At 72.3% G+C, this 25,857-nt stretch carries 27 protein-coding genes; 15 read left to right on the top strand and 12 right to left on the bottom strand.

What is annotated here, in order from left to right; translation table 11 throughout:
- Positions 1 to 23: 23 nt before the first annotated feature.
- Positions 24 to 518, top strand: coding sequence for a low molecular weight phosphatase family protein (locus ACQP2P_RS02265; RefSeq protein ID WP_433612781.1), 495 nt, complete (start codon positions 24 to 26; stop codon positions 516 to 518).
- Here the strand turns inward: ACQP2P_RS02265 and ACQP2P_RS02260 are convergent.
- Positions 493 to 1,935 (bottom strand): polysaccharide biosynthesis tyrosine autokinase, encoded by a 1,443-nt coding sequence (locus tag ACQP2P_RS02260; protein WP_433612779.1) that lies wholly within the window; start codon positions 1,933 to 1,935, stop codon positions 493 to 495. The genes ACQP2P_RS02265 and ACQP2P_RS02260 overlap by 26 nt on opposite strands.
- 116 nt (positions 1,936 to 2,051) lie before the next feature.
- Between ACQP2P_RS02260 and ACQP2P_RS02255 the strand changes: the two genes are divergently transcribed.
- Positions 2,052 to 3,809, top strand: coding sequence for a polysaccharide biosynthesis protein (locus ACQP2P_RS02255; protein ID WP_433612777.1), 1,758 nt, complete (start codon positions 2,052 to 2,054; stop codon positions 3,807 to 3,809).
- Here ACQP2P_RS02255 and ACQP2P_RS02250 read toward each other — a convergent pair.
- The 4 genes from ACQP2P_RS02250 to ACQP2P_RS02235 form a co-directional block, all read right to left on the bottom strand.
- Positions 3,757 to 4,713 carry an NAD-dependent epimerase/dehydratase family protein gene (locus ACQP2P_RS02250; protein ID WP_433612775.1) on the bottom strand — a complete coding sequence of 319 codons (957 nt, stop codon included), beginning with the start codon at positions 4,711 to 4,713 and terminating at the stop codon, positions 3,757 to 3,759. The two genes, ACQP2P_RS02255 and ACQP2P_RS02250, sit on opposite strands and share 53 nt — an antisense overlap.
- 154 nt (positions 4,714 to 4,867) lie before the next feature.
- Positions 4,868 to 5,422 (bottom strand): Uma2 family endonuclease, encoded by a 555-nt coding sequence (locus tag ACQP2P_RS02245; protein ID WP_433612773.1) that lies wholly within the window; start codon positions 5,420 to 5,422, stop codon positions 4,868 to 4,870.
- Between the two features lie 66 nt (positions 5,423 to 5,488).
- Positions 5,489 to 6,355, bottom strand: coding sequence for an LLM class F420-dependent oxidoreductase (locus ACQP2P_RS02240; RefSeq protein ID WP_433612771.1), 867 nt, complete (start codon positions 6,353 to 6,355; stop codon positions 5,489 to 5,491).
- A gap of 59 nt (positions 6,356 to 6,414) precedes the next feature.
- Positions 6,415 to 7,548, bottom strand: a complete 1,134-nt coding sequence (locus ACQP2P_RS02235) for a substrate-binding domain-containing protein (protein WP_433612769.1) — start codon at positions 7,546 to 7,548, stop codon at positions 6,415 to 6,417.
- A 43-nt stretch (positions 7,549 to 7,591) separates the two neighbouring features.
- Between ACQP2P_RS02235 and ACQP2P_RS02230 the strand changes: the two genes are divergently transcribed.
- The 9 genes from ACQP2P_RS02230 to ACQP2P_RS02190 all read left to right on the top strand — a co-directional run bounded on the left by ACQP2P_RS02230 (position 7,592) and on the right by ACQP2P_RS02190 (position 15,922).
- Positions 7,592 to 8,023, top strand: a complete 432-nt coding sequence (locus tag ACQP2P_RS02230) for a MarR family winged helix-turn-helix transcriptional regulator (protein ID WP_433612767.1) — start codon at positions 7,592 to 7,594, stop codon at positions 8,021 to 8,023.
- Positions 8,024 to 8,372: 349 nt separating this feature from the next.
- Positions 8,373 to 8,582 (top strand): hypothetical protein, encoded by a 210-nt coding sequence (locus tag ACQP2P_RS02225; RefSeq protein ID WP_433612765.1) that lies wholly within the window; start codon positions 8,373 to 8,375, stop codon positions 8,580 to 8,582.
- A 33-nt stretch (positions 8,583 to 8,615) separates the two neighbouring features.
- Positions 8,616 to 10,193, top strand: a complete 1,578-nt coding sequence (locus ACQP2P_RS02220) for a hypothetical protein (protein ID WP_433612763.1) — start codon at positions 8,616 to 8,618, stop codon at positions 10,191 to 10,193.
- An 86-nt stretch (positions 10,194 to 10,279) separates the two neighbouring features.
- Positions 10,280 to 12,739 (top strand): DUF2334 domain-containing protein, encoded by a 2,460-nt coding sequence (locus ACQP2P_RS02215; protein ID WP_433612761.1) that lies wholly within the window; start codon positions 10,280 to 10,282, stop codon positions 12,737 to 12,739.
- Positions 12,740 to 12,843: 104 nt separating this feature from the next.
- Positions 12,844 to 13,377 carry a SigE family RNA polymerase sigma factor gene (locus tag ACQP2P_RS02210; RefSeq protein WP_433612759.1) on the top strand — a complete coding sequence of 178 codons (534 nt, stop codon included), beginning with the start codon at positions 12,844 to 12,846 and terminating at the stop codon, positions 13,375 to 13,377.
- Between the two features lie 8 nt (positions 13,378 to 13,385).
- Positions 13,386 to 14,477: a hypothetical protein gene (locus ACQP2P_RS02205; protein WP_433612757.1), complete on the top strand. Its 1,092-nt coding sequence runs from the start codon at positions 13,386 to 13,388 to the stop codon at positions 14,475 to 14,477.
- A gap of 168 nt (positions 14,478 to 14,645) precedes the next feature.
- Complete coding sequence (locus ACQP2P_RS02200; protein ID WP_433612756.1) at positions 14,646 to 15,161, top strand: hypothetical protein; 516 nt, start codon at positions 14,646 to 14,648, stop codon at positions 15,159 to 15,161.
- Between the two features lie 51 nt (positions 15,162 to 15,212).
- The gene (locus tag ACQP2P_RS02195; protein WP_433612754.1) at positions 15,213 to 15,611 is read left to right on the top strand and encodes a type II toxin-antitoxin system RelE/ParE family toxin; all 399 of its coding nucleotides are present in this window, start codon (positions 15,213 to 15,215) and stop codon (positions 15,609 to 15,611) included.
- Positions 15,608 to 15,922: a helix-turn-helix domain-containing protein gene (locus tag ACQP2P_RS02190; protein ID WP_433612752.1), complete on the top strand. Its 315-nt coding sequence runs from the start codon at positions 15,608 to 15,610 to the stop codon at positions 15,920 to 15,922. Before ACQP2P_RS02195 ends, ACQP2P_RS02190 begins: the two co-directional genes overlap by 4 nt.
- Positions 15,923 to 15,965: 43 nt before the next feature.
- On the opposite strand, the gene ACQP2P_RS02185 is transcribed toward ACQP2P_RS02190, so the two are convergent.
- The 4 genes from ACQP2P_RS02185 to ACQP2P_RS02170 all read right to left on the bottom strand — a co-directional run bounded on the left by ACQP2P_RS02185 (position 15,966) and on the right by ACQP2P_RS02170 (position 19,217).
- Complete coding sequence (locus tag ACQP2P_RS02185; protein ID WP_433612750.1) at positions 15,966 to 17,156, bottom strand: MFS transporter; 1,191 nt, start codon at positions 17,154 to 17,156, stop codon at positions 15,966 to 15,968.
- Positions 17,153 to 17,698, bottom strand: a complete 546-nt coding sequence (locus tag ACQP2P_RS02180) for a TetR/AcrR family transcriptional regulator (RefSeq protein WP_433612748.1) — start codon at positions 17,696 to 17,698, stop codon at positions 17,153 to 17,155. The genes ACQP2P_RS02185 and ACQP2P_RS02180 overlap by 4 nt, the downstream gene beginning before the upstream one ends.
- A 1-nt stretch (position 17,699) precedes the next feature.
- Entirely contained in the window at positions 17,700 to 18,257 is a 558-nt protein-coding gene (locus tag ACQP2P_RS02175) for a sugar O-acetyltransferase (protein WP_433612746.1), read from the bottom strand.
- A 120-nt stretch (positions 18,258 to 18,377) separates the two neighbouring features.
- The gene (locus tag ACQP2P_RS02170) at positions 18,378 to 19,217 is read right to left on the bottom strand and encodes a helix-turn-helix transcriptional regulator (protein ID WP_433612744.1); all 840 of its coding nucleotides are present in this window, start codon (positions 19,215 to 19,217) and stop codon (positions 18,378 to 18,380) included.
- Between the two features lie 102 nt (positions 19,218 to 19,319).
- On the opposite strand from ACQP2P_RS02170, the gene ACQP2P_RS02165 reads away from it, so the two are divergent.
- Complete coding sequence (locus ACQP2P_RS02165) at positions 19,320 to 20,312, top strand: aldo/keto reductase (protein ID WP_433612742.1); 993 nt, start codon at positions 19,320 to 19,322, stop codon at positions 20,310 to 20,312.
- A gap of 43 nt (positions 20,313 to 20,355) precedes the next feature.
- On the opposite strand, the gene ACQP2P_RS02160 is transcribed toward ACQP2P_RS02165, so the two are convergent.
- Positions 20,356 to 21,579 carry an MFS transporter gene (locus ACQP2P_RS02160; protein WP_433612740.1) on the bottom strand — a complete coding sequence of 408 codons (1,224 nt, stop codon included), beginning with the start codon at positions 21,577 to 21,579 and terminating at the stop codon, positions 20,356 to 20,358.
- A 154-nt stretch (positions 21,580 to 21,733) separates the two neighbouring features.
- On the opposite strand from ACQP2P_RS02160, the gene ACQP2P_RS02155 reads away from it, so the two are divergent.
- The 3 genes from ACQP2P_RS02155 (at position 21,734) to ACQP2P_RS02145 (ending at position 24,189) form a co-directional block, all read left to right on the top strand.
- Positions 21,734 to 23,404, top strand: a complete 1,671-nt coding sequence (locus tag ACQP2P_RS02155; protein WP_433612738.1) for a glycoside hydrolase family 64 protein — start codon at positions 21,734 to 21,736, stop codon at positions 23,402 to 23,404.
- Positions 23,405 to 23,411: 7 nt separating this feature from the next.
- The gene (gene rnhA, locus ACQP2P_RS02150; protein ID WP_433612736.1) at positions 23,412 to 23,864 is read left to right on the top strand and encodes a ribonuclease HI; all 453 of its coding nucleotides are present in this window, start codon (positions 23,412 to 23,414) and stop codon (positions 23,862 to 23,864) included.
- Positions 23,865 to 23,970: 106 nt separating this feature from the next.
- Positions 23,971 to 24,189 carry a hypothetical protein gene (locus ACQP2P_RS02145; RefSeq protein ID WP_350610008.1) on the top strand — a complete coding sequence of 73 codons (219 nt, stop codon included), beginning with the start codon at positions 23,971 to 23,973 and terminating at the stop codon, positions 24,187 to 24,189.
- 4 nt (positions 24,190 to 24,193) lie between these two features.
- Here ACQP2P_RS02145 and ACQP2P_RS02140 read toward each other — a convergent pair whose 3' ends face one another.
- Together ACQP2P_RS02140 and ACQP2P_RS02135 are read right to left on the bottom strand one after the other, a co-directional pair.
- A complete protein-coding gene (locus tag ACQP2P_RS02140) occupies positions 24,194 to 25,336 on the bottom strand; it encodes an aminotransferase class I/II-fold pyridoxal phosphate-dependent enzyme (protein ID WP_433612733.1) in 1,143 nt (380 codons plus the stop codon).
- Positions 25,333 to 25,824 carry an Lrp/AsnC family transcriptional regulator gene (locus tag ACQP2P_RS02135; protein ID WP_433612731.1) on the bottom strand — a complete coding sequence of 164 codons (492 nt, stop codon included), beginning with the start codon at positions 25,822 to 25,824 and terminating at the stop codon, positions 25,333 to 25,335. The genes ACQP2P_RS02140 and ACQP2P_RS02135 overlap by 4 nt, the downstream gene beginning before the upstream one ends.
- Between the last annotated feature and the right edge of the window lie 33 nt (positions 25,825 to 25,857).

Genomic DNA, 25,857 nt, shown 5'->3' with positions numbered 1-25,857 from the left:
CACCCCCGCTGGAGTCGGCCCTGATGCTGTTCGTCTGCCGGGCCAACCGGTGCCGCTCCGCGATGGCCGAGCGGCTGGCCCGCGCGCTCGGCCTGGACGCCACGAGCGCCGGCACCCACGCCGTGCCGGGCCTCGAGATGCCCGAGCACGCCGAGACCGTCCTGCGCGAGCACGGCGCGGACCCGTCGGACTTCGTGAGCCGCCGCGTGGTGCCGTCGCTGCTGCTGGCCGCGCCGCTGGTGCTGACCGCGTCGCGGGCCGAGCGCGCGCACTGCGTGAGCATGGCCCCGGCCACCGCGGGCCGGACGTTCACGCTGCGGCAGTACGCGCGATACGTCTCGGCGCTGCCGCCCGGGCCGGTGTCGCTGCGGGACCTCTCCGCGGTTCGCGGTCGGCTGCAGCCCGGCACCCCCGCCGACGACGACCTCGAGGATCCCTTCGGCGGCCCGATCGAGGGCTTTCGCGAGTGCGCCGCGACGATCGAGGGCATCCTCAGGCTCCCCGCGTTCCGGCCTTGACCGGCTGGGGCTCCTCGTCGACCGGCTTCACCGGGCCCGCGGGCAGGGCGCGCGGGGGCCGGTGGGCGCCCTCGTGGGGGCCGTAGTACGCGTAGGTGTAGCCGTCCCCGTTGCCGCCCTTGGCCCCGTTGAGCACGCAGCCGAACAGCCGCGCCGAGACCGCCTCGATCGCCTCGACGGCCGCCTGGGCCTGGGTGACCGTGGTCCGCCCGGCCCGCGTGACCAGCACCGCCCCGTCGGCCCGGCTGGCGACCACGGCCGCGTCGGTGACCACGAGCAGCGGCGAGGTGTCGACCACGACGTACTCGAAGTCCTCGCTGACCTCGGCCAGCAGCCGGGTCATCTGCTGGGAGCCGAGCAGCTCGCTCGGGTTGGGCGGGATCGTGCCGCTGGGCAGCACGTAGAGCTCCTGCTCGCCCCAGCGCTGCACCGCCGTGTCGACGTCGACCTGCCCGACGAGGACGTTGGTCAGGCCGACCGCGCCCTCCAGGTCGAGATACTCGGCGAGCTTCGGGCGGCGGACGTCGGCGTCCACGAGCAGCACCCGGTGCCCCGCCTCGGCGAGCACGATCGCCAGGTTGCACGCGATCGTGGACTTGCCCTCGTCCGGCAGCGCGCTGGTCACCACGACGCAGCGGGCCCGCCGGTCCGGGTCGACGAACTGCAGGTTGGTGCGCAGGTGCCGCATCGCCTCTCCGCGCGGGGACCACGCGGCGTCCTCGACGAGCAGGGGCGACTCGACGGCGTGGGCATCGTGCGGTACCGCGGCCAGAATCGCCTTCTTCGTGGCCTGCCGCAGCGCCGCGACCGAGCGGATGCTGTTGTCCAGCAACTCCCGCAGCACCGCGGCGGCGGCCCCCGCGACCAGGCCGAGCAGGAGCGCGATCGCGAAGTTGCGGGCCGGTCGGGGGCTGATGGGGTCGGTACTGACCGAGGGCCCGGTGACCACGTCGACGCGCACGGTCGGGTTGGTGCCGCCGGGCGGGGTCTCCAGCGTCGCCACGAGCGCGGCGAACTTCGTCGCGACCGCCTCGGTGACCCGCAGGGCCCGCGCGCTGTCGGTGTCGACGACGGTGACCTCCAGCAGCACCGTGTCCGGCACCGTGCGCGCGCTGATCCGCCGGCGCACCCCGGCCGCGTCGAGGCCGACGCTCGGGTCGGCGGCGACCGCCGTCGCGAGCCGGTCGCTGCCGACGAGGTTCACGTAGGAGCGGGCGCGCTGCTGCGAGAACAGGCCGCCCTGGTAGGCGTCGGTGACCCCGCTGCTCGGGGTGCTCACGAAGAAGGTGACGCTCGCGGCGTAGGTCGGCGCCGTCTGCGCTGTCAGCACCACCGCGGCGACCAGCGCGAGGCACGCCGTCGTGGCCACCAGCCACCAGCGTTTCCGGACCGCGCTGACGTAGTCGCGCAGCTCCATACGCCATGACCTCCCGTAGCCGTTAGCTCAACACAGCGTGACATCTCGGCCGGGGGTTCGGGAGCGATACGGGCTTTTACGCCGAAATGGGACGGTTATTCATGAAGAATCGTCGCGTGGACGATCACCGACCCGCAGGGCCCGGGCACTGGCCGGCCGACCTGTACGCCTGGACCGGAGGGCTCGCCCTCGCCGCGGCCCTCACGCATCCGCCCCTGCCCGCCGCGGCGGGAACGATCCTGCTGGCGGCCGCCCTGCACTCACTCGCGGCGTGGCCGATCCAGCTCTACCGGCGGCGGTACGAGCGCGCCTCCATGAGTGAGCTGCGGGCGCTCGTCGCCACCGTGGTGATCGCCGGCGGCCTGCTGACCGCGCTCGCGCCCGTCTCGCGGGTGATCCCGCTGCTCGGCGGCGCGGCGGCCCTGACCGCCATGGTGGCGATCCGCTGGACGCGGCTCGCCCGGCGGCCGTCGCGCGCGAGCGAGGGCGTCCCGGTGCTCATCTACGGCGCGGGCGCGGCCGGGCACCGGCTGCTGCGGGCGATGTCGCGGGACCCGCACTGCCGCTACCGCCCGGTGGGCTTCCTGGACGACGACCCGCACAAGCGCCGGATGCGCATCTGCGGCATCCCCGTGCTCGGCGGCCGCGGCGCCCTGCGCGCGGCGCTCGCCGCGACCGGGGCCGAGGGCGTGATCTTCGCCGTGCGCAACGAGGACGGCTCGCTGCTGCGCGCCTTGCGCAGCGATCTGTCCAATATTTCCGGATATTTCGTGAAGGTGCTGCCCTCGCTCGACGCCTCGCTCGACCTGGACCAGGTGCGCGACGTCCAGCTGGCCGACCTGCTCGGCCGGCGGCAGATCGAGACCGACCTCGCCGCGATCGGCGACTACCTGACCGGCCGCCGGGTGCTCGTCACCGGCGCCGGCGGCTCGATCGGCTCCGAGCTGTGCCGCCAGCTGCACCGCTTCGCGCCGGCCGAGCTCATGATGCTCGACCGCGACGAGTCCGCCCTGCACGCGGTCCAGCTCTCCATCCACGGCCGGGCCCTGCTCGACGACCCGTCGCTGATCCTGGCCGACCTGCGCGACGCGGCCACCATCCGGCGCGTGTTCGAGGACCGCCGGCCCGAGGTGGTCTTCCACGCGGCCGCGCTCAAGCACCTCACGCTGCTCGAGCGCCACCCCGCCGAGGCGCTGCAGACCAACGTGCTGGGGACGCTGAACGTGCTGGAGGCGGCCGCGGCCACCGGCGTGCGGCGGCTGGTCAACATCTCCACCGACAAGGCGGCCGCCCCGACCAGCGTGCTGGGCTACTCGAAGCGGATCACCGAGCGGCTGACCGCGCACCACGGCTTCCTCAACGTGCGCTTCGGCAACGTGCTGGGCAGCCGGGGCTCGGTGGTGACCGCGTTTCGCGCCCAGATCGCCGAGGGCGGCCCGGTCACGGTGACGAGCCCGGACGTGACGCGGTACTTCATGACCATCCCCGAGGCCGTCGAGCTGGTCATCCAGGCCGCGGCCATCGGCTCGGGCGGGGAGGCGCTGGTGCTCGACATGGGCTCGCCGGTGCGCATCGCCGACCTGGCGCGCCAGCTCATCGGCGACGCGCCCGTCGAGATCGTCTTCACCGGCCTGCGCCCGGGCGAGAAGCTGCACGAGGAGCTGTTCGCCCCGGGCGAGGCCGACGTGCGGCCGCTGCACCCGCTCATCTCGCACGTCCAGGTCCCGCCGCTCGACCCGCGGCTGGCCCGGGCCCTGCGCGGGGACGGGGCCGCGCTCGTCGGCGCGATGGCCGACCTGTGCGTGGTGCCCGCGCTGCCGGCTATTGCGGCGCCGGCGTTGCCTGACCTTGAAACTGCCGCGCGTACCAGCTGACCGTCTCGGCCAGGCCCTCGTCCAGCGGCACCGGGCCGTGCCCGGGGAACAGCTCCTGCAGCCGGGTCGAGTCGGCCTGGGAGTCGCGCACGTCGCCGGGGCGGGCCGGGTCGAAGACCACCTCGACCGGCCGGTCGACCAGGATGCGGATCTTGTCGACCAGCTCCAGCAGCGAGGTCCGCGTGCCGAAGGCGAGGTTCACCGGCGTCGGGCTGGTGACCCGGCGCACGGCGGCGTCGGTGAGCAGGCGGGCGACCGAGCCCACGAACGTGAAGTCCCGCGTCTGGCGCCCGTCGCCGTGCACGTGGACGGGCTGGCCGCGCAGGGCGGCGTCGGTGAAGGTGGGGATGACGGCGGCGTACGCGTGGCCGACCGACTGCAAGGGCCCGTACACGTTGAAGAACCGCAGCGCGAGCACCGGCAGGCCGTAGGTGGCCCCGTAGGCGAGGATCGCGGACTCGGCGGCCAGCTTGCTCGCCGCGTACGGGCTCTGCGGCCGGGTCGGCAGCTCCTCGTGCTTGGGCAGCGTGCGGGTCGGCCCGTACACCGAGGACGAGGACGCCGCGATGATCGGGGTGCCCCCGAGCCGGCACGCCTCGAGCACGTGCATCGTCCCGTTGGCGTTGACCAGGTGGCTGCGCATCGGATCGGCGACCGAGCGCGGCACGCTGGGCCGCGCCGCGAGGTGCACGACGACGTCGGCTTCGCCCACGGCCGCGTCGATCGCGGGCCGGTCGAGGATGCTGCCGACGACCAGTCGCGCGTCGACGCCGTCGAGGTTGCGCTCGCTGCCCGTGCTGAGGTCGTCGAACGCGACGACCTCGGAGACTCTTGGGTGCGCGGCCAGCTCACGGCACAGATTCCCGCCGATGAACCCCGCCCCGCCGGTGACCAGAACTCTCATCGTTGCAGTTCAACGCGCCCGAAGCCGGACAGATACCCCCTTCGCCGTATTTCGGACTTTTCGGCGACCCCGGCTGACCGTTAGACGGACGCCACACGTGCGCGCGAAACGGTTTCCGGCCCCGATCCGGCACGGACCGGGGCCGGGCACGTTCCTAGCGGCGGACGAGCGCCGCGGTGTCGATCCGGAACGGGAACGGTTCATCGGCGATCAGCACGTCACCGCTCGAGATCACCGCGTGCTCGACATAGTGAGTGCCGTCGAGCCGATACGCGCGGAGTGCAATACCGCCGGCCTCCTGTTCGACCAGCAGGTACCACTCGATCCTGGCAGCGGCGTAGAGCTGCAGCTTGACGAGCCGGTCGGCGGCCGCATCACCGGGCGAAACGACCTCGGCGACCAACCGCACGTCAACGGACTCGACCAACGCACCCTCGTCGTCCGTGTCCGCGACGACGACGTCCGAAATGACGATCCTGCCCGCCGCGAGACGAACGTTGACGGCCTCATAGACCCAGAGGCCCGCCTCGGCCGCCGACTGGTCGAGCGCATTGGCGAGGCGCCGCGAGACATGCTGGTGACGCGTGCTGGGCGCGGGGCTCACCAACAGGCTCCCATCGATCAGCTCGATCCGGTCCACGGTCTCACCCAGTGCGAGGTAGTCACCTTCGCTCCATGGGCCGACGTGCTCAAGCACAGCGACGCTCATTCCGGACCACCTCCCACCGACGACCACTTCAAGCCTCTCACGCAAACCCCGGACCGGGCTGCCCCGCTAGATGGACGCCAGGCGGGGCAGGATCTTCTCGGCCAGGCCGTTGGCGAACTCGACCGGGTTGCGGTCGGGCATGGTCATGACCTCGGTGATGCCCAGCGCCTTGAAGGACTCGACCTCCTTGAGCCAGGCGTCCGGGTCGGTCAGGGCCGGGCGCGTCACCAGGGCGGTCTTCACGATCGACTCGTAGTCGCGGCCCTCGGCGGCGCAGTGCTCGCGCAGCACGTCGAGCTTGTGGGCCACGTCCTCGGCCGAGGTGCCGAAGAGGTTGCAGGCGTCGGCGTACTTGGCCACGAGGCGCAGCGTCTTCTTCTCGCCGCCGCCGCCGATCATGATCATCGGGTGCGGGGTGCTGATCGCGGCCGGGGAGTTCAGGATCTCCGTCAGCCGGTAGTGGGCGCCCTCGAACGTGCCGCCCTCGCCGCTCCACATCCGCAGGCAGATCTGCAGCGTCTCCTCCAGGCGCTCGAAGCGCTCGGCCATCGGCACGACCGGCACGCCCAGGCCCCGCTGCTCCCGCTCGTACCAGGAAGCGCCGATGCCGAGCCGCGCGCGGCCGCCGGAGAGCACGTCCAGCGTGGTGACGATCTTCGCGAGGAGGCCCGGGTGGCGGTACATCACGCCGGTCACGAGCAGGCCCAGCGTCATCTTCTGGGTCAGCGCCGCGACATACCCGAGGGTCGTGTACCCCTCGAGCATCGGCTCCTCGGCCGGCGCGTACTGATCCATCTGGAAGTAGTGATCCATGACCGTGAAGGAGGCGACCCCGGCCTGCTCGGCGACGAGCGCCGTCTCGCGCAGCGTGGGCGCGATGGCCACGGGCTCGGCGGGGTTGGAGAAGTTCCAGTAGTGCAGACCCAGCTTCATAGGCCCATTCTTACGCGCTCGGCGACGGCCCCGCCGCGATCCGCCCGCACCCGTTTCCCTCAGCGGCCGGAGGCGTCGAGTTTCCCTCGGTCGCCGAAGGCGTGGAGGACGTCGAAGTCGAGCCCGTCCGCGCGGGCCAGGTAGACCGGCGGGTCCACGTGGCGGCCGCGAACGGTGAGCCTGCCCCGGCCGCCGGTGATCGTCGTGCCGTCGGCCGCGGCGTCCATGGCCGCCGGGTGCAGGCCGCCGGCCCTCGACGCCAGGGCCGCGAGCAGGCGTACGCCGTCGTAGCAGGCCTCCGCGTGCCCGTTGAGGACCGGGGCCTGCCAGCCGTACCGGTGCGTGTAGCGCTCGACGAAGGCCAGGCCCGCGTCCGTGGCCACGGCGCCGAAGTAGCCCATCGTCGCGTACAGCTCCCCCGTGTCGTCCCCGCCCGCCGCCAGCAGCCCGTTCTCCTCCAGCGCCGCGCACAGCCGCGGGGCGCGCAGCCCGGAGCCGGCGTAGGCGCGGTTGAAGGCGGCCAGGTCGCTGCCCACCAGCGTCACCAGGACGGCGTCGGCCCGGCGGCGGGCGATCAGGTCCAGCAGCGCCTGCGGGTCCAGCGCCCCGAACGGCACGTACCGCGCGGCCACGACCCGGGCCTGGGCCGCCCGCAGGTAGGCGGTCGCCGCGTGGTGGAGCATCCGCGGCCACACGTAGTCGTTGCCGATCAGGGCCCAGCGGCGGGCGCGGCGGTGCCGGACCAGCCAGTCCATCGCGGGGCGGACCTGGCTCGCGGGGGTCTCGCCGAGCAGGTACACGCCCGGGGAGCGCTCGCCGCCCTCGTACGGGGGCGTGAAGACGTACGGGACCCGGCCGCGCAGGGCGCTCACGGCGGCCACGCGCACGTCGCTGGTGTGGGTGCCGACGACCGCCGCGATCGCGCCCGAGCGGGCCAGGTCGGCCAGGTCCTCGGCCACGTCGGCGGGGGGTCGGCCGGCATCGAGCAGGACCAGCTCCATCGGACGGCCCAGAAGACCGCCGGCCGTGTTGAGCTCGGCCACGGCGAGCCGGGCGCAGTTGAGCACCGCCGGCGCCATCATGCCCAGCGTGCCCGACGTGGGCACGGCCAGCGCCACGCGCACGGCGCCGCCCGGCTCGGGCGGGAGCAGCCGCGCCTCGAGCGGATCGGAGATGACCCGGACCTCGTCCACGCGCCGAGTATCTTTCCAATGGCGGGCGGGCGGAAGGGTGACCATGGTGGATGCGGTCGGGCTGCGGTCCCACCTCGGATACGTGCTGAGCGAGGCCGAGCGCGCGGTCAACCGCGGCCTCGCGGCGGCGCTGTCGGAGGAGGGCGTCTCGATCGAGCAGTGGCGCATCCTGCAGGCGCTCTCCGACGGGCGCGGGCACTCGATGGGCGACCTGGCCGAGGCCGCGCTCATGCCGCACCCGACGCTGACCAAGGCCGTCGACCGGCTCGTGGACGGCGCGCTGGTCTACCGCCGCCAGGACCCCAACGACCGCCGGCGCGTCGCGGTGTATCTCTCCGAGTCCGGCACCACGCTGCTCGGCCGCCTCGACCACACGGCCACGGCCCACCACCGCGCGGTCGAGGCCGCGTTCGGCGCCGCCCGGGCCGAGCGGCTCATGCGCGAGCTCACCCAGCTCATCGAGACCGTCCGATGAGGCGCACGGCGACGGTGCTGCACGCCGCCGCCGTGCGCCCGCTTGTCATCCGGTCGGCGGCGCAGACCGTCCCGCGCTGACGACAACGCTGCTGCACCCGGCCCGCTACCTTAGGTGGACCAGCCCGGCGACGGGCTGACGGGAAGGCAGTGATCCGCCGGGCGCACCATTCTTGGTCGCCGAATCGGCCCGGCGGGGAGCCAGTGGCGAAACCGGCCCCGGACAACTGTGTGTGTTCCATGGGGATCCGGCGTGTCGTGACGCTCGAATCTCCGACGCATCCGCTCACAGCGCAAGCCGCGTACCCCGCGGTCGCTGCGCCGTGCCCGCACGCCCCGGAGGAACCGTCGTGCTCAAGAAGGTCGTCATCGGCATCGCCGCAGCGGTCTCGGCCGGCGCGCTCGCTCTCGGCATCGGGTTCGGCATCGCGACCGACCGGGGCTCCGCCCAGCACGCGCCAACGGCGGAGAGCCGGCCCGCGAAGGACGGCGAGATGCCGGCGCCACCCGCGCCGCCGCAGCTCAAGCCGTCCGAACGCGTCGTCGTCATCGGCAAATAGCACCAGTACCGCCACCGAGATTCGGGAGAGCTCGTGTTCCAGTCCAAGAAGCAGAAGATCGCCGCCATCGGCGCGACCGCCGCGGCCGTCCTCGTCGGCGTCGGCGCCACCGCGTACGGCGCGGTGCCGGACTCCGGCACCGGCGTGATCACCGGCTGCCGCGACACCAGCAGCGGCGCGCTGCGGGTCATCGACTACCAGGGCGGCCAGCGCTGCAAGAGCGGCGAGAAGCAGATCCAGTGGAACAACCAGGGCCCGAAGGGCGCGACCGGCGCGACCGGCGCGACGGGTGCCACCGGAGCCAAGGGCGCGACCGGCGCCACTGGTGCGACCGGTGCCACTGGTGCGACCGGTGCCACGGGAGCCACGGGTGCGACCGGCCCCAAGGGCGCGACGGGTGCCACGGGCGCCCAGGGCGCGACTGGCGCGACCGGCGCTCAGGGTGCGACCGGCGCCAAGGGCGAGAAGGGCGACACCGGCGCGGCTGGTGCCCAGGGCGCGCAGGGCGCTCAGGGCGAGAAGGGTGAGACCGGTGCCACCGGAGCCCAGGGCGCGCAGGGCGAAAAGGGCGAGACCGGCGCGGCTGGTGCCCAGGGTGAGAAGGGTGAGACCGGCGCCGCCGGTGCCACCGGTGCCCAGGGCGAAAAGGGTGAGACCGGCGCGGCTGGTGCCCAGGGCGAGAAGGGCGAGAAGGGCGACACCGGGGCCCAGGGCGAGCAGGGCCTCCAGGGCATCCCCGGCGTCAACGGCCAGGACGGCGCCCCCGGCCCGCAGGGTGAGAAGGGCGAGAAGGGCGACACCGGCGCGGCCGGCGCCCAGGGCGAGAAGGGCGAGACCGGGGCCACCGGGGCCCAGGGCATCCCGGGCATGCCCGGCGCCAGCGCGTACGACGTCGCCAAGTCGGCCGACCCGAGCATCGGCTCCATCGAGGAGTGGCTGCAGTCGCTCATCGGCCACGGCACCGACGGCAAGGACGTCTACCAGACCGCGCGCGACAACGGGTACACCGGAACCGAGGCGGAGTGGCTCGACTCGCTCAAGGGCGCGACCGGTGCCCAGGGCGCCCAGGGCGAGCAGGGCCAGCAGGGCGCCGCGGGCAAGGACGGCGCGGCGGGCGCGGCCGGCAAGGACGGCACCGCGGGCAAGGACGGCGCCAACGGCAGCTCGATCCTCACGGGCGCGGGCGCCCCGGCCGCGACCCTCGGCTCGGTCGGCGACGTGTACCTGAACACGACGGACTTCTCGATGTACAAGAAGACCGACGCGAGCACGTGGGCCTCGATCGGCAGCATCAAGGGCGCGACGGGCGCCCAGGGTGCCGCGGGCGCCACCGGTGCCACGGGCGCCCAGGGCCCGGCCGGTGCCGGCTACACGAAGGTCACCGCGACCTCGGCCACCACGGTCACCTCGACGGGCGCGCGGACGTACACCTTCTCCTGCGCGAGCGGCGTGGTCCTCGGCGGCTCCATCGCGATCAACTCGGGCAGCCTCTCGCAGTCCGCCTCGAAGCGCGACGAGACCGACGAGTCCGGCAAGAGCTGGGTCTTCACGATCAGCCGGGCCGGCAGCGGCTCGGCGAGCTTCACCCCCACCCTCTACTGCGCCAGCTGACCAAGCACCCCCCACGGGGCCCCGGCTCGACACCTCGGAGCCGGGGCCCCTCCATCAAGCCAGAAAGGCGAACCGTGCGGATTTCGGTGAAGCTGGTGGGGTCGGCGGTCGTCGGCACCCTCGCCGCGAGCGGACTCGGGACGGTGGCACACGCCGCGGCCCCGGGCATCGCGGCGGTCACCCCGAAGGGCGGCAGCACGGGGGTCGTGACCTCCGTCAAGCCGACCGTGACGTTCAACGACGCGACCGACCCGGCCTCGTTGCGGTACTCGTTCGTCAAGACCGCCGGCGGCGCGGCCGTGGCGTCCTACTACACGTACGACGCCCCGACGCACACCTTCACGCTCGTCCCGCGCACGGCGCTCGCCGACTCCACGCGGTACACGATCACGGTGAAGGTGAAGGGCACCTCCGGCGTGCTGAGCGACCAGTACGTGTGGTCGTTCACGACCGGCGTCACCGACCGCACCGCCCCGACGGCCCCGGGCGCGCCCAGCGTGACCGACGTGACCACGACGGGCGCGACCGTGAGCTGGGCGGCCTCCACCGACGACACCGGCGTCACCGGATATCAGCTCTTCGACGGGGCGGCCACGGCGCCGATCGCCACGCTGACCGGCAACCCGCCCGCGACCACCACGACGCTGTCGGGCCTCACGCCCACGACCGAGCACTCGATCACGGTGAAGGCCGTCGACGCCGCCGGCAACGTCTCGCCGGCCGGCGCCGCGGCCGCGTTCACCACCCTGACCCCGCCGCCCCCGCCGGACGTGACGCCGCCGAGCACCCCGGGCGCGCCGGTGGTGGGCGAGCTCACCTCGGCCGGCGTGGCGCTGTCGTGGGCGGCGTCCACCGACGACCGGGGCGTGGTGTCGTACCGCATCACCGGCGGCCCCGCCGTGCAGAGCGTCACCGCGACGAGCGCGACGATCACCGGCCTGACCGCGAAGACCTCCTACTCGTTCACCGTCGAGGCCCTCGACGCGGCCGGCAACGTCTCCGCCGCCTCGCCCGCGACGCTCGTGACGACCCCGGCCGCGCCGCTGGTCAACGCGCGCGACGGCGCCGGCGTCCCGGGCGCGACCGGCAAGACCCTGGTGCTCTACGACACCACGGGCCCCTACGGCTTCCTCGGCGAGCAGTACGCCATCGCGACCGCGCAGCTGGCCTCGCACTTCGGCGACTGGACGGCCCAGCCCGTCGTGGACTACTCGGCCGGCGAGCTCGACGCGTACCAGGCCGTCATCTACATGGGCTCGACCTACGACGAGCCGATCCCGGCCGCCTTCCTCGACGACGTGACGGCCACGAGCAAGCCCGTCATCTGGGTGTACGACAACATCTGGCAGCTGACCGCGCGCGACCCGAACTTCGCCGCCAACCGCGGCTTCACGTGGACGCAGTTCGACGTCTCGGCGGTGTCGAAGGTCAACTACGAGGGCCGGACGTTCACCCGCGACCCGCAGAACATGGCGGGCATCATGGGCACGACGATCTACGACACCACTAAGGCCAGCCCGATCGGCACCGCGGTGCGCGACACCGACGGCTCGGCGTTCGACTGGGGCGTGCGGGCCGGCAACTTCACCTACCTCGGCGAGGTCCCGTACGCGTACATGGCCACCAACGACCGGTACGTCGCCTTCGCCGCGCTGCTGGAGCAGACCCTGTCCAGCTCCACGGTCGAGCGGCACCGGGCCCTGGTGCGCATCGAGGACGTCGGCCCGGACGCGGACCCGGACGAGCTCAACGCGATCACCACCTACCTGTCGAGCCGGAACGTGCCGTTCACGGTCGCGGTGTACCCGCGCTACGTGGACGCCAAGGGCGCGAACACCAACGGCGTGCCCGAGAGCTACACCCTCGCGGACCGGCCGCAGGTGGTCGCGGCGCTGAAGAACATGCAGGCGCACGGGGGCACGCTGCTGATGCACGGGTACACGCACCAGTACGCGGCCAAGGACAACCCGTACAACGGCGTGAGCGCGGACGACTTCGAGTTCTACCAGGCCCACGTGGACCCGGCCACGAACAACGTCATCTACGACGGCCCGGTCACGGAGGACTCGCAGGCCTGGGCGCAGTCGCGCATCGACGCCTCGTTCCAGGCGTTCGCGGCGGCCGGCCTGGCCAAGCCGACGATCTTCGAGTTCCCGCACTACGCCGGCTCCGACCCGGACAACCGGGCGGTCGCCGCGACGTTCTCGACGCGCTACGACCGGGGGCTGTACCCGTCCGGCGCGCTGCGGGGCGCGACGGTGGACAACTCGCGGATCATCGGGCAGTTCTTCCCGTACACGGTGCGTGACATCTACGGCGTGCTGACGTACCCGGAGAACCTCGGCAACATCGAGCTGGAGCCGTACAACAACCACCCGGCGATGCTGCCGGCCGACCTGGTCGCGTCGGCCCAGCTCAACACCGCGGTCAAGGACGGGGTGGCGAGCTTCTTCTTCCACCCGTACGTGGACGTGAGCTACCTGAAGGCGACCGTCGAGGGCATCCAGGCGGCCGGCTACACCTTCGTCCCGGCGTCATCGATGTAACACCGAGCGGCAGGATCGGGGCGGTCCCGGGAATTTCGGCGAAAGCTGAAACGGGGCCGCCCCTTCCGGCCGTCTAGCTCTCGCGACGATTGGAGCACTGACTGGTGAACCGCGACGACGAGGTGGCGTACCGGGAGTTCGTGACCGTGCAGATGGATCAGCTGCGCGGGCTGGCGTACCTCACCTGCGGGGACTGGCAGCTGGCCGAGGACGCGGTGTGCACGGCCCTGGCGAAGCTGTACGCCCGCTGGCACAAGGTCGACCGGCCGGAGAGCTACGCCCGCACGATGGTGGTTCGGGCGGCGGTCGACGAGGTCCGGCGGCCGTGGTGGCGTCGCGAGCAGGCGGTGGGCGACGCCATGCCCGAGCCCGCCGTGCGCGACGGCACGCCGGACGTCATCGATCGGGTCACGGTCCTCGACGCGCTGCGCACCCTGCCGGTGCACCAGCGCGCGGTGCTGGTGCTGCGGTACCTCGAGGGCCGGACCGTGCAGGAGACCGCCGAGGCGCTGCGGTGCCCCGAGGGAACCGTCAAGACCCACACGGCGCGCGGCCTGGCCAAGCTGCGCGAGCGGCTCGACGTCGCCGAACCCCTGGGCACCATCACGGGATCCGGACATATCGAGAGGGCGTCATGACCCAGAACATGCAGGACTTGCTGGCGCAGGCGCGCACCGACGCCCTGGCCGAGGCGCCGCCCATGCGCCGCGAGGTCGAGGACTTCGTGACCGCGGGCAAGCGGCGCCGCACCCGGCACCGGCTGCTCCAGGGCGGCGGCGGGGCGGCCGCCCTGCTCATCGCCCTGGCGCTGGTGCCCGTGCTGTCGTCCCCGTCGCCGGCCCCCGCCCCCGTCGCGGCCCCCGTGTCGTATCCGGACACCGGGTGGACCTACGGGTTCAAGGGCTACAAGACCGGCGACTTCACGGTCACCGCGCCGGAGCACATCACGCCGGGCTACCAGGAGCTCTACGTGCAGCGCGGCCAGGAGACGTCCGACCTCTACGGCGGCAACGGCAGCGACGTGGTCGCGTCCTCCCCGCTCTACAGCGCGAACATCACGGTGTACCGCCCCGGCGTCTTCCAGCCTTCGCGCTTCACCGGCGGCGAGGCGGTCACGGTCAAGGGCCGGCCGGGTCTGTTCAAGCAGAGCCTCAAGTACATCGACTCCTCCGACCTGGCGCCGGGCGTGGCGCTCGCCTGGCAGTACGCGGACAACGCGTGGGCGGTCGCGAGCTCGGTGGTGCGGGGCGAGTACAACAAGGCCGAGCTGCTCCAGCTCGCCTCGGGCCTCGCGCCCTCGGCGGCGACCCCCGCGACCGTGGCCATCAAGACGTCCTTCGCGCCGGCCGGGTACACGCTGGTCTCCGCCGGCCGCACCGACGACTTCCCGAGCGGCGCCTCCTACATGGCGGCGAGCATCCGCCTGAGCAGGACCGCACCGTCGTACGTGTCCCTGACGGAGCCGATCGACGCCTCGACGGGCCACGGCCCGACGGTGCGCATCGCCCTGTACCCGGTCGAGTTCACCGACTCCACGCACCGCAGGCCGGGCGGCGCGTCCTTCTGCAACGCCGGCGACGCGAACCTGTGCTTCCGGATGACCGCCGACGGCAGGTACCTGGCCGAGATCTACGCCGGCGGCGGCGCGGCGATCCCCCAGTCCGACCTGCTCAAGACCCTGGACGGCCTGCAGTTCGCGGACCCGGAGCAGCCCTCGACCTGGTTCCCGGTCGCCTGAGCCCCGGGCTGCGGCGGACCCGGCACCCGTTGGGGTGCCGGGTCTTTCGCGTCAGGTGCCGGGTCTTTCGCGTTCCTTGCGGGCGCATCGGGGGACAGATCTGCACCCTTTTCGCACCTAGCCTGGTTTTGTACCGATTACCTGGCGGAGCAGAAGCGGGGTTGCCCAGTGGCCACGATCGTCGACAAGCCCTCGAGCACGACCACTCCCACCGCACCGGCTCCGCGCCGGGGCCGGCTCGCCCTGGCCGGCATGGCCCTGGCCGCCGTGGCGGGCGTCGCGGGCTGGCAGGCCCCGACCGCGATCGCGGCCCTGACGAAGCCGCCGTACCTCGGCGAGAACGCGGACCAGGTGGCCACGAAGCTGGCGTGCACCGGCTACACCCGCTCGACCAAGCACGACAACGCCGTCTACGACTACCGCGACCAGGGCACCTGCACCTTGAACGGCGTGGTCGTGACGATCACGACGTTCGACACCGTCGCGGACGGCAAGACCTTCGACGCCGTGATGTCGGCGGTGATCCCGGTGCTGCACCCGACGTGGTCGGGCGCGTCGTACGCTTCGGGCGACGGCTGGAACGTGGCCGACACGCGCAACCTGACGCCGGAGATCGCCACGGAGGTCGTGACGCGCCTCGGCACCGGCGCCACGCACGTCATCCCCGCCGGCGCATCCTCCTAATCCCCACACAGCACCCGCTCCCACGGTTGTTTAGCTCCGGCTATAGTTGCGATGTGGCCACGGGGGCCGGCAAGTCGGTGGACGATCAAGACGACGACGGACGTGCGCGAGTGGCTTCGCTCGCTGCGGCGGTCGGACGAGGATACATTTCGCTCCGTCAACGCGGCGCTCGACCTGCTTGCCGAACGCGGACCCGGGCTCGGCCGTCCGCTGGTCGACACACTGCAGGGATCCAGCGTGGGCAACCTGAAGGAACTCAGACCGAGATCCGGGCGGGATGTCGCGATTCGGATCCTGTTCGTCTTCGACCCCTGGTCACAAGCGATACTGCTCGTCGGTGGGAACAAGGCCGGCGACTGGTCAGGCTGGTACAAGACGGCGATTCCGGTGGCCGAGGTCGCCTACGAGAGTTGGCTCGCGCTCGAGAGGAAGCGGAGGGAGGACTCATGACCGAGTTCCACGACTGGCAGGACATCCGTGCCGAACTCCACGACGGAGACGACGAAGCGCTAGCCGTGGAGCGGGCTCGCACCGAGGCGTGGGTCAGTGCCTTCCATCTCGCCGAGGAGCGCAAGCGGCTCGGTCTGACGCAGCGCCAGGTGGCGGACATCATGGGCGTGACGCCCGGCCGGGTGAGCCAGATCGAGAACGGCGATCTGGACGTGAACGAGGTCGCGACCTTGGGCCGCTACGCCCAAGCGCTGGGCGCTCGCATGCGGATCATCTTCGACTACGGTGACGATCTCCGTCAGATCGCCTGATGCCGGCCTGACGAAGCGGGCGTGCGCCAGGCCGGCCGAGGCGCTACTCGGTGGTCGCGGGCAGCGGGCGGACGGCGCTCGCGACGAGGGACGCGACCGCCATGAGGACCGCCACGGCGGCCAGGGCCCGCACCACCGTGATGTGGTCGCCCAGGAAGCCGATCAGCGGCGGGCCGCCCAGGAAGGCGCAGTACCCGATCGACGCGACCACGCTCACCCGCGGCGCCGCGAACGCCGGGTCGTCCGAGGCCGCGCTCATCCCCACCGGGAAGCCGAGCGACGTCCCCACGCCCCACAGCAGGGCGCCCGCGAAGGCCAGCGGCGTGTTCGGGCCGAAGACGAACAGCAGCAGCCCCGCGACGGTCAGGACGGCGAGGGCCCGGACCACCGGCACGCGGCCGTAGCGGTCCAGCAGGTTCGGGCCGAACCAGCGGCCGGTCGTCATCGCGGCCAGGAACACCGCGAACGCCAGGGTGCCCACCGCCGCCGGGGCGTGGTAGCCGTCGATCACCGCGATGCCGATCCAGTCGATGCCGGTGCCCTCCGCGAAGGCGAAGGCGAGCACGAACACGCCGACGAGCAGGGTGCGCGGCTCGCGCCAGAAGCGCAGCGTGTGCGCCAGGCCGCCCTCCGCGGGCGCGTCCGGGGAGGCGCCGTCGGGCATGAAGTTGCGCACCGCGTACGCGGTGCTCGCGCCGACCACGAGGGCCGTCAGGGACAGGTGCAGCGTCACCGGCACGTGCATGGCGACCATGGCCGCGCCGAGGAGGGCGCCGGCGACGGTACCGACGCTGAAACCGGCGTGGAATCGGGCCATGATCGAACGGCCCACCGCGCGTTCGACCACCGCGCCCTGCACGTTCATGGCGACGTCCCAGGCGCCGTTGGCGAAGCCGAACAGCACCAGGCTCAGCACCACGGGCACGACGCCGAAGTGGTAGCCCGACGCGGCGCCGGCCAGGGCGAGCATCAGCAGCAGCGCCATCGTCGCCACGGTCTTGCGCGAGCCGAAGCGGGCGACGATGTGGCCGGACGCGAGCAGCGAGACGATCGAGCCGGCCGCGATCGAGAGCAGGACGAGGCCGAGCTTCGAGGGCTCGAGGTGCAGGGCGTCGCGGATCTGCGGGATGCGCGAGGCCCAGCTGGCCATGGCCACGCCGGACCAGATGAACGCGGCGTAGGTGGCCCGGGTGGCGGGGCGGGGGTCGGCGGTGACGGGGGTGGAGAGGGTCATGGACTTCCGATCGTTCGGTCGACGATGGCGCGGATGTCCTGGCGGGACACCGGCCCGGTCGACAGGGTCTTGTGCATGACCAGGCCCTCGATCAGGGCGTCGATGCCCCGGGCCGTGGTCGGGTCGACGAACCGCTCGAGCACGGCCCGGCTGGCGCGCATCCAGGTCTCGGTGATGTCGCGCAGGGCGGGCTCGCGCACGGCGGCGAGGTACAGCTCGTAGGCGACCGCCCAGTCCGACGCGTCCGCGCCGGCGTCGCCTTCGATGAGGTCGGTGACCGCTTCGACCAGGGCTTCACGGGTGTGTACGTCGCGAAAGTGCGCCTCGTAGATGACCGACATGCGCTCGGCGTGGCGGCGGAACGCCTGGCAGCGCAGGTCCTCGAGGCTCGTGAAGTGGTACGTCAGCGACCCCAGCGGCACGTCGGCCGCCTTGGCGATGAGGCGGTGGGTCGTGCCCGCGACCCCGTGCTCGGCGATGACCGCGACGGCCGCGTCGATGATGCGGTCCTTGCGGTCGGGATCGTGGCGCCGGACGGACATCTCAGATCTCGCGGATGACCCGGGCCGGGTTGCCGACGGCGACGACGTTGGCGGGCAGGTCCTTGACCACGACCGCGCCCGCGCCGACGACGGTGTTCGCGCCGATGGTGACGCCCGGGCAGACGATGACCCCGCCGCCGAGCCAGACGTTGTCGCCGATGGTGATCGGCGAGGCGGCCTCCCACTTGGCGCGCCGCGGCTCGGGCTCGACCGGGTGCCAGGCGGTGAGCAGCTGCACGTTCGGGGCGATCTGCACGTCGTCGCCGATCGTCACCCGGGCCACGTCGAGGCAGACGAGTCCGAAGTTGACGAAGGTCCGCGCGCCGATGAAGGTCTGGAAGCCGTAGTCGAACCGCACCGGCGTGCGGAGATCGGTCTCCTCGCCGAGCCCGCCGAGGAGCTCGGTGAGCAGCTCGCGCCTGGTCGCAGCCTCGGCGGCGGGCAGCGCGTTGATGCGGTGGGTCAGGTCCTGCGCGCGCAGGTAGTCCCGGACGACCTCCTCGTCCGCGATGTACAGCTCCCCGTCCAGCATCCGCTGGCGCATGGACTTCTCGGTCATGTGTACAAACGTACGCGAGATGTGTACGCCTGTACACAAGCCTTGGCGCCGACGAACGGACATGCCGCCCGTCGGGGTATAAATCAGAAAAGTCGCGGCGCACAGCGCCCGACTTTTCGATCAAGCATCCGTGAACGTCTCGGTGCCGAGGACTCGCAGCAGTTCCAGGCGCTCCCGGGCGTCGGCGTTCGCCGGGGTCAGCACCAGCAGCTGCTGCCCCAGGTCCGGGGTCACCAGCGTCTCGCAGTCCAGCGTGATCGGGCCCACCCGCGGGTTGACCAGCGTCTTGCGGTCGGCCCGGCGCACCGCCACCGCGTGCTCCTCCCACAGCGCGCGGAAATCCTCGCTCTCGGACCGCAGCCGCTCCACGAGCTCGGTCACGTCCGCGTCGCCCGCCCGGCGGCCGGCCACGGCGCGCAGGTCGGCGACGTGCTGGCGGGACTGGCGGTCCCGGTCGTCCTCCGGGTGGACGGCGCGGGCCTCGGGCTCGGTGAACCAGCGGTAGGTCGCGTAGCGGCGCAGGCCGGTGAAGCGGGTCAGGTCGCCGGAGAGCAGCAGCGCGGCCCGGTTCTGGGCCAGGATCTCCCCCAGGTCGGACATGACCAACGCCGGGGTGCCGGCCAGCAGGTCCAGCATGCGCAGGAGGCCGGCCCGGGCCAGCCGCGCCACGCCCTCGGCCGGGGGCGGGCGGTGCCCGGCGAGGTGGAAGAGGTGGGTGCGCTCGTCGTCGCTGAGGCGCAGCGCCCGCGCCAGGGCGGCCAGCAGCTGCGTCGACGGCTGGCTGCTGCGGCCCTGTTCGAGGCGCACCACGTAGTCGACGGACATGCCGGCGAGCATCGCGACCTCCTCGCGGCGCAGGCCCGCGGTGCGGCGGCGGGGACCGTCGGCCAGGCCCACGTCGGCCGGGTGGATGGCCTCGCGGCGCCGGCGCAGGAAGTCGGCGAGCTGCTCACGCTGCATGTGCTCCATGGTGCCCCTTCGCGCCGGCGCAGCCAGGGAGCGTCGCTCCCACGATGCACGCTCCGCTGCCGGGGAGCCGGGATCGAGGGCATCGTCGAAGCCATGCAGACACGACAGTTGGGAACGGCCGGGCCGGTGGTCTCGGCGCTCGGGCTCGGGGCGATGGGGTTGTCCGGCGAGGCGTACGGGGCCAGCGACCGCGGCGAGAGCATCGCCACCGTGCACGCGGCGCTCGACGCCGGCATCACGCTCATCGACACCGGGGACTTCTACGGCATGGGCCACAACGAGCTGCTGCTCGCCGAGGCGCTGCGCGGGCGGCCGCGGGACAGCTATGTGCTCAGCGTGAAGTTCGGGCAGCTGCGCGGGCCCGGGCCGGTGTTCGGGCCGCAGGACAACCGGCCCGAGGCGGTGCGGAACTTCCTCGCGTACTCCCTCAACCGCCTCGGCGTCGAGTACGTCGACGTGTACCGCCCCGCACGGCTCGACCCCGCGGTGCCGATCGAGGACACCGTGGGCGCGATCAAGGAGATGGTCGAGGCCGGCTACGTGCGCCACCTCGGGCTCTCCGAGGTCGGGGCCGAGACCATCCGCCGCGCGCACGCGGTGCACCCGGTCGCCGACCTGCAGATCGAGTACTCCCTGCTGTCCCGCGCGGTCGAGGCCGAGGTGCTGCCGGTCCTGCGCGAGCTCGGGATCGGGATGACGGCGTACGGCGTGCTGGGCCGCGGCCTCATCTCCGGCCACTGGAGCGCGCGGCGCCCCGCGGAGCCCGGGGACTTCCGCGTCCACACCCCGCGCTTCGCGCCCGGCAACGTCGAGCACAACCTGGGGCTGGTCGAGGCGCTGCGCCGGGTCGCCGCGGCCAAGGGGTGCACGGTCGCCCAGCTCGCCATCGCCTGGGTCGCCGCGCAGGGGCCGGACATCGTGCCGCTGGTCGGCGCCCGCACCCGCGAGCGGCTGTCGGAGGCGCTGGCCGACGTGTCGTTGTCCGCCGCCGACCTCGCCGAGATCGAACGGGCGGTCCCGGCCGGCTCGGCCCGCGGCGACCGGTATCCGACGGCGTTCATGGACAGCCTGGGAGTCGGCAACTGATTGCGCCACCCTCGGACGTCGGGATTCCTGGCGGGAGCGACGGTCAGATACTGACGCGGCCCGAGCCATCAGGCTCTTCGGCTTGTGTCTCATGTGGACGGTTCTTGAGGGCCCACTCGACGGTCGGGGGCATGGCCGCACCGGCGAGCGCGAAGGCGACGGCGAGCAGGAGCCAGCCCGGGTCGCCCCAGCCGAGGGCGAGCGTCGTGACGACGATCGGGGCCAGCATCTGGCCGAGCTGCATGCCGATGGCGTACGCGCCCTGGTACTGCCCGTGCTTGTCCGACGGCGACAGCCCGAACGAGATGCCCCAGCCCGACGCCGAGTGCCACAGCTCGCCCACCACGTGGACCAGCGCGCCCGCCATCAGCAGGGCGATCGTGACCGCGTGGTGGGCGTGGCCCGACAGCGCGTAGAGGCCGCACGCGACCAGCAGGGTCAGGCCGGCGCGACGGGCGGCCCGGGCGGCCCCCCGCGGCTCGTCGGTGCCGCGGGCCGCCCGCACCTGCAGGAGCACGACCGCCGTGGTGTTGGTCAGGTACACCGCCGCGATCAGCCACTCCGGGGCGTCGGTGCGGTGCGCGATCCACAGCGGCAGCCCGACCTCGAACAGCCCGAAGTGCGTCGACAGCAGGCCGTCGAGCAGGACGAACACGAGGAACGGCCGGTCGCGCAGGGCGACCAGGCGCGGGGCCCCCGGGGTGTGGACCTGGCGCGGGATGGGCGCGAGGCGGCTCGCCAGGGCCGCGGCGACGAGGTAGGTGAGCGCGTCGCCGAGGATGAGCACGACGTAGGCCGCGCGGGTGTCCATCGCCAGGGCTACGCCGCCCAGGGCCGAGCCGAGCGCGATGCCGACGTTGGTGACGGAGCGCAGGTACGCACGGGTGCGTACGCGCTCCTCCGGCGGGACCGCCCCGCCGATGACGGCCCCCTTGGCGGCGCGCTGGGCGGCGTCGGCGATCGCGAGCGGGGCGCCGATCAACAGGTACACCCACACGCTGTGCACCAGCGCGAACGCGGCGGTGCCGAGCGCCTGGGCGAGCAGGCCGGCGACGTAGACCTCCCGCGCGCCGAGCCGGTCGGCGACGTAGCCCATCGGGGCGCTCGCCACCATGCACACCAGGCCGGTCACGGTCAGGGCCAGGCCCGTCTGCGCGATCGACAGGCCCGCGAACCGGGTCAGGTACAGCGCGCTCGACACCATCCACAGGCCGTTGCCGGCGGTGTTGACGAGCGAGATGAGCGAGAGCAACCGCAGCGGTGGCATGGCGACACTCTAACAAGACGTACGTACGGTTTGCTAGACCCGTCAATCTCAACGTGCCCTTAACAGATCGTTGGGTCTTGTTGGTGTCCGTTGACACCCGTTCGCGCCGCCCCGGAAGCTGAGAGCGCTCTCACGATCCGACCTAGGAGTTCCCGTGCGATTGAGGACGAAGCTGCTCGGCGCCGCGGCCGTGGTCGCCGCCGCGATACCCGTGGCCATCGCCGCCCTGCCCTCGGCCCAGGCGGCCGGACCGTCGCTCCTGCCGTTCACCGTCACGAACTCGACCGGGCGCGGGGACGCGGTCTACCTGTACGTGCTCGGCACCAACCTGAGCACCGGCAAGCTCGGGTACGTCTCCGCCAACGGCACGTTCACCCAGTGGTCCTCCGGCACCAACCCGCCCATGCCCGCCCCGGACGTGTCGATCCCCGGCCCGGCCAACGGCGGCAGCAAGACGATCCAGCTGCCCAAGAACCTCTCCGGCCGCGTCTACATGTCGCTGGGCGAGCGGCTCAAGTTCTTCCTGACCCCCGACGGGCTGGTCCAGCCGGCGCCGTGGGCCTCGGGCGACCCGAACCACGACATCCTGTTCGACTGGAGCGAGTTCACGTACAACAACGACGGGCTGTGGCTCAACAGCTCGCAGGTCGACATGTTCGCGGTGCCGCACGCGGTCAGCGTCACCGGCGCGAACGGCGCGACCTCGACGACCGGCGCGCTCAAGACCGACGGGCGCCAGAACGTCATCAACCAGCTCAAGGCCCAGGCCGGCTGGGGCAACACCGTGGTGACCCGCTCGGACGGCACGGTGCTGCGGGTGCTCTCGCCCGGCAAGGCGGCCGACGCCGGGCTGTTCAGCGCGACGTACCTCGACCCGTACATCGCCAACGCCTGGAACGCGTACACCACCAAGACGCTCACCGTGGTGCCCTTCACCGACCAGCCGAACGTCAAGTACTTCGGCCGCACCAACGGCACCGTGATGACCTTCACGAACGCCTCCGGCCAGCAGGTCGCCTCGTTCAACCGGCCCTCCACCGCCAACGTGTGGGGCTGCGACGGGGCCCTCGGCGCGCCCAACGACCAGGTCGTCGGGCCGATCGCGCGCACCCTCTGCGCGGCGCTGCACCGCAGCACGCTCGGCACCATCGACACCCAGCCGGGCGGGACCGCGGCCGACTTCTACAAGAGCGCGCTCACGAACCACTACTCGCGGATCGTGCACGCGAACATGGCCGACGGCCGGGCTTACGGCTTCGCCTTCGACGACGTGCAGAACCAGGAGTCGCTCGTGCACGACGGCGACCCGCGCGCGGCCGGCATCACGCTGTCGCCCTTCACCGGCGGCGGCAACACGGGCGGCGGCGGGAACACCGGCGGCGGCGGCAACACCGGCGGCGGCACCACCACCCCGCCGCCCACCGGCGGCGGCACCAACAGCTCGGTGAAGTCGATCGCCAGCAACTGGAACAACAAATGCATCGACGTGCCGAACTGGAACTTCTCGGACGGCCAGCGCCTGATCGTGTGGAACTGCACGGGCGGCACCAACCAGAGGTGGAACTTCGTCGACGGCTCGCTGCGCACCGAGAACGGCAAGTGCATGGACGTCGCCTGGGGCGCCTCGGCCAACGGCACCGCGATCCAGATCGCGAACTGCTCCGGCAACGCGGCCCAGAAGTTCGTGCTCACCGCCGCCGGCGACCTGGTGAACCCGCAGGCGAACAAGTGCGTCGACATCAAGGACTGGAACCCGGACAACGACGCGCTGCTGCAGCTGTGGGACTGTGCCGGCACGGCGAACCAGAAGTGGCACACGGTCTAATACCCATGTGACCCACGTCGAGATTTACACGGACGGCGCCTGCAGCGGAAACCCGGGACCGGGGGGCTGGGGCGCCGTCCTGCGCTACGGCACCGTCGAGAAGGAGCTGTGCGGCGGGGAGGCGACGGCGACCACGAACAACCGCATGGAGCTCACCGCGCCGATCCGCGCGCTGGAGAGCCTGACCCGGCCCGTGGTCGTGCACCTCTACACCGACAGCTCCTACGTGCGCAACGGCATCACCGCCTGGGTGGCCCGCTGGAAGCGCAACGGCTGGCAGACGAGCGACCGGCAGCCGGTCAAGAACGTCGACCTGTGGCAGGAGCTCGACGCGCTCGTCGCCAAGCACCAGGTCGAGTGGCACTGGGTCAAGGGCCACAACGGGCACCCGGAGAACGAGCGGGCCGACCGCCTGGCCGCCAAGGGTCTGCGTCTGGCCACCGGTCGTCCTGCTCGGTAGTGCCGCGTTCACGCTCGGTGCGATTGCCCGCATCTGGGGGGCCTGGCGGCAGGTTGCACCGCTGCGATGCATTCCGTCCGGAAGCACGGCACGGTACGGTCAACGGGTGAAGGTCGAGCGGCACTGGTGGAACGGCGTCCACGGTCCGCGTGGTCGCCGCGACGTATATCTGAGCACCGACGGGACCCAGTGGGAGGTCCTGGCGCAGACCGGCGGCGCCTCCGGCCCGTCGAAGACCCACCACTGCCCGAGCCGGGCGGCGGCGGAGATCCTCGCCAACGCCTGGATGGGCGGCCGCCCCGAGTGGCGCGAGCTCGCGGCCTGAGCGGCTAGAGGGAGTCCACGAACCGGCCCATCCGTTTGACGGCCTCCTCCAGCAGCGGTAGCGCCGTCGCGTAGCTGCACCGCACGTGGCCCTCGCCGCCCGGGCCGAAGACGCTTCCGGGGACCACCGCCACCCGCTCCGCCTGCAGCAGGCGCTCCGCGAACGTCTCCGAGTCCAGGCCCGTCGAGCGGATGGACGGGAAGGCGTAGAAGGCGCCCTGCGGCTCGTGGCACGTCAGGCCGATCGAGTTCAGGCCCTTCACGAACAGGCGGCGCCGGCGGTCGTAGTCGGCCACCATGTCCGCCACCTGGCCGTCGCCGGAGCGCAGGCCCTCCAGGGCCGCGGCCTGGGAGACGTGCGGGGCGCACAGCATCGTGTACTGGTGGATGCGTCCCGCCAGCTCCAGGATGAACGCCGGGGCGCACACGAACCCGACCCGCCAGCCCGTCATCGCGTGGGCCTTGGAGAAGCCGCCCAGGATGATCGACCGGGACGGGGCCACGGACGCCATGCACGTGTGCGGCGCGTCATAGCTCAGGCGCTCGTAGATCTCGTCCGAGACCAGGTACAGGTCGTGGCGCTCCGCCAGGTCGGCCAGGGCCTCCAGGACCGCGCGCGGCTGGATCGCGCCCGTCGGGTTGGACGGCGACGAGACCAGGATCGCCTTCGTGCGCGGCGTGATCGCCCGCTCGATCTCGTCGATCAGGATCTCGAACGACGGGGACGACGGGACGTACACGGGGGTGCCGCCGGCGAAGGTCACGCACGGGCCGTACGCCACGTAGCACGGCTCGGGGATGATCACCTCGTCGCCGGTGTCGAGCAGGGTCCGCATCACCAGGTCCAGGCCCTGCGACACCCCGGCCGTGATCAGGCACTCGGAGACGGCGTCGAAGGTCACACAGAACCGGCGGGCGAGATCGTCGACGATGGCCGTGCGCAGCTCGAGCAGGCCCGCGTTCGAGGTGTACGTCGTGTAGCCCTGCTCCAGCGCGTAGATCCCGGCCTCGCGCACGTGCCAGGGCGTCACGTAGTCGGGCTCGCCCACGCCCAGGGAGATGACGTTGTCCATGGTCGCCGCGATGTCGAAGAACCGCCGGATCCCCGACGGCGGGCACGCGGCGACGATCGGGTTGAGCGGCTTCACGGCGTGACCGGGAGGCGTCGGTCGACCTCGGCGGTCGCGTAGAGCTCGTCGTCGTCCTTGTAGGTCTTCATCACGAAGTGCGTCGCTGTGGCCGTCACCCGCTCGATCGTCGAGAGCTTCTGCGCCACGAAGTCGGCGATGTCGTGCATGCTGCGCCCCGTGACCACGCAGCGCAGGTCCTGGGCGCCGGAGACGAGGTACACCGACCGCACCTCGGGAAATCGGGAGATCCGCAGCGCGACGTCGTCGAAGCCCAGGCCGCGGGCGGGCATCACGGCGACGTCGATGAACGCGGTGATCACCTGTTCGCCGCTGAGCTCACGCAGCCGGTCGGCGTCGACGACGGCCTTGTACCGGCGGATCACGCCCTGCTGCTCCCAGGCCGTGATCTGTGCCCGCACGCGGTCGACGTCGATTCCGGTCAGGTCCGAGATGCGCTCCGGCGTCGCGTGGGCATCCTTCCTGAGGATCTCCATGATCTCTAACACCGGGCAATCTTACTGTCCGTGCAGCGGCGCACT

It is taken from the genome of Dactylosporangium sp. CA-139114 (assembly GCF_050955725.1).
Classification (GTDB): Bacteria; Actinomycetota; Actinomycetes; order Mycobacteriales; family Micromonosporaceae; genus Dactylosporangium.
The sequence above is the reverse complement of the archived record's forward strand: the minus strand, read 5'-3'. Positions and strand labels throughout refer to the sequence as shown.

What these genes read in the sequence shown, in the direction of transcription:
- ACQP2P_RS02190 (WP_433612752.1), top strand. Translation starts at nt 15,608, where the DNA reads ATGACCGAGTTCCACGACTGGCAGGACATCCGTGCCGAACTCCACGAC.
- ACQP2P_RS02240 (WP_433612771.1), bottom strand. Translation starts at nt 6,355, where the DNA reads ATGAAGCTGGGTCTGCACTACTGGAACTTCTCCAACCCCGCCGAGCCC.
- ACQP2P_RS02170 (WP_433612744.1), bottom strand. Translation starts at nt 19,217, where the DNA reads ATGCAGCGTGAGCAGCTCGCCGACTTCCTGCGCCGGCGCCGCGAGGCC.
- ACQP2P_RS02205 (WP_433612757.1), top strand. Translation starts at nt 13,386, where the DNA reads ATGCAGGACTTGCTGGCGCAGGCGCGCACCGACGCCCTGGCCGAGGCG.
- ACQP2P_RS02195 (WP_433612754.1), top strand. Translation starts at nt 15,213, where the DNA reads ATGTGGCCACGGGGGCCGGCAAGTCGGTGGACGATCAAGACGACGACG.
- ACQP2P_RS02265 (WP_433612781.1), top strand. Translation starts at nt 24, where the DNA reads ATGCTGTTCGTCTGCCGGGCCAACCGGTGCCGCTCCGCGATGGCCGAG.
- ACQP2P_RS02160 (WP_433612740.1), bottom strand. Translation starts at nt 21,579, where the DNA reads ATGCCACCGCTGCGGTTGCTCTCGCTCATCTCGCTCGTCAACACCGCC.
- ACQP2P_RS02230 (WP_433612767.1), top strand. Translation starts at nt 7,592, where the DNA reads ATGGTGGATGCGGTCGGGCTGCGGTCCCACCTCGGATACGTGCTGAGC.
- ACQP2P_RS02250 (WP_433612775.1), bottom strand. Translation starts at nt 4,713, where the DNA reads ATGAGAGTTCTGGTCACCGGCGGGGCGGGGTTCATCGGCGGGAATCTG.
- ACQP2P_RS02165 (WP_433612742.1), top strand. Translation starts at nt 19,320, where the DNA reads ATGCAGACACGACAGTTGGGAACGGCCGGGCCGGTGGTCTCGGCGCTC.
- ACQP2P_RS02260 (WP_433612779.1), bottom strand. Translation starts at nt 1,935, where the DNA reads ATGGAGCTGCGCGACTACGTCAGCGCGGTCCGGAAACGCTGGTGGCTG.
- ACQP2P_RS02245 (WP_433612773.1), bottom strand. Translation starts at nt 5,422, where the DNA reads ATGAGCGTCGCTGTGCTTGAGCACGTCGGCCCATGGAGCGAAGGTGAC.
- ACQP2P_RS02180 (WP_433612748.1), bottom strand. Translation starts at nt 17,698, where the DNA reads ATGTCCGTCCGGCGCCACGATCCCGACCGCAAGGACCGCATCATCGAC.
- ACQP2P_RS02175 (WP_433612746.1), bottom strand. Translation starts at nt 18,257, where the DNA reads ATGACCGAGAAGTCCATGCGCCAGCGGATGCTGGACGGGGAGCTGTAC.
- ACQP2P_RS02185 (WP_433612750.1), bottom strand. Translation starts at nt 17,156, where the DNA reads ATGACCCTCTCCACCCCCGTCACCGCCGACCCCCGCCCCGCCACCCGG.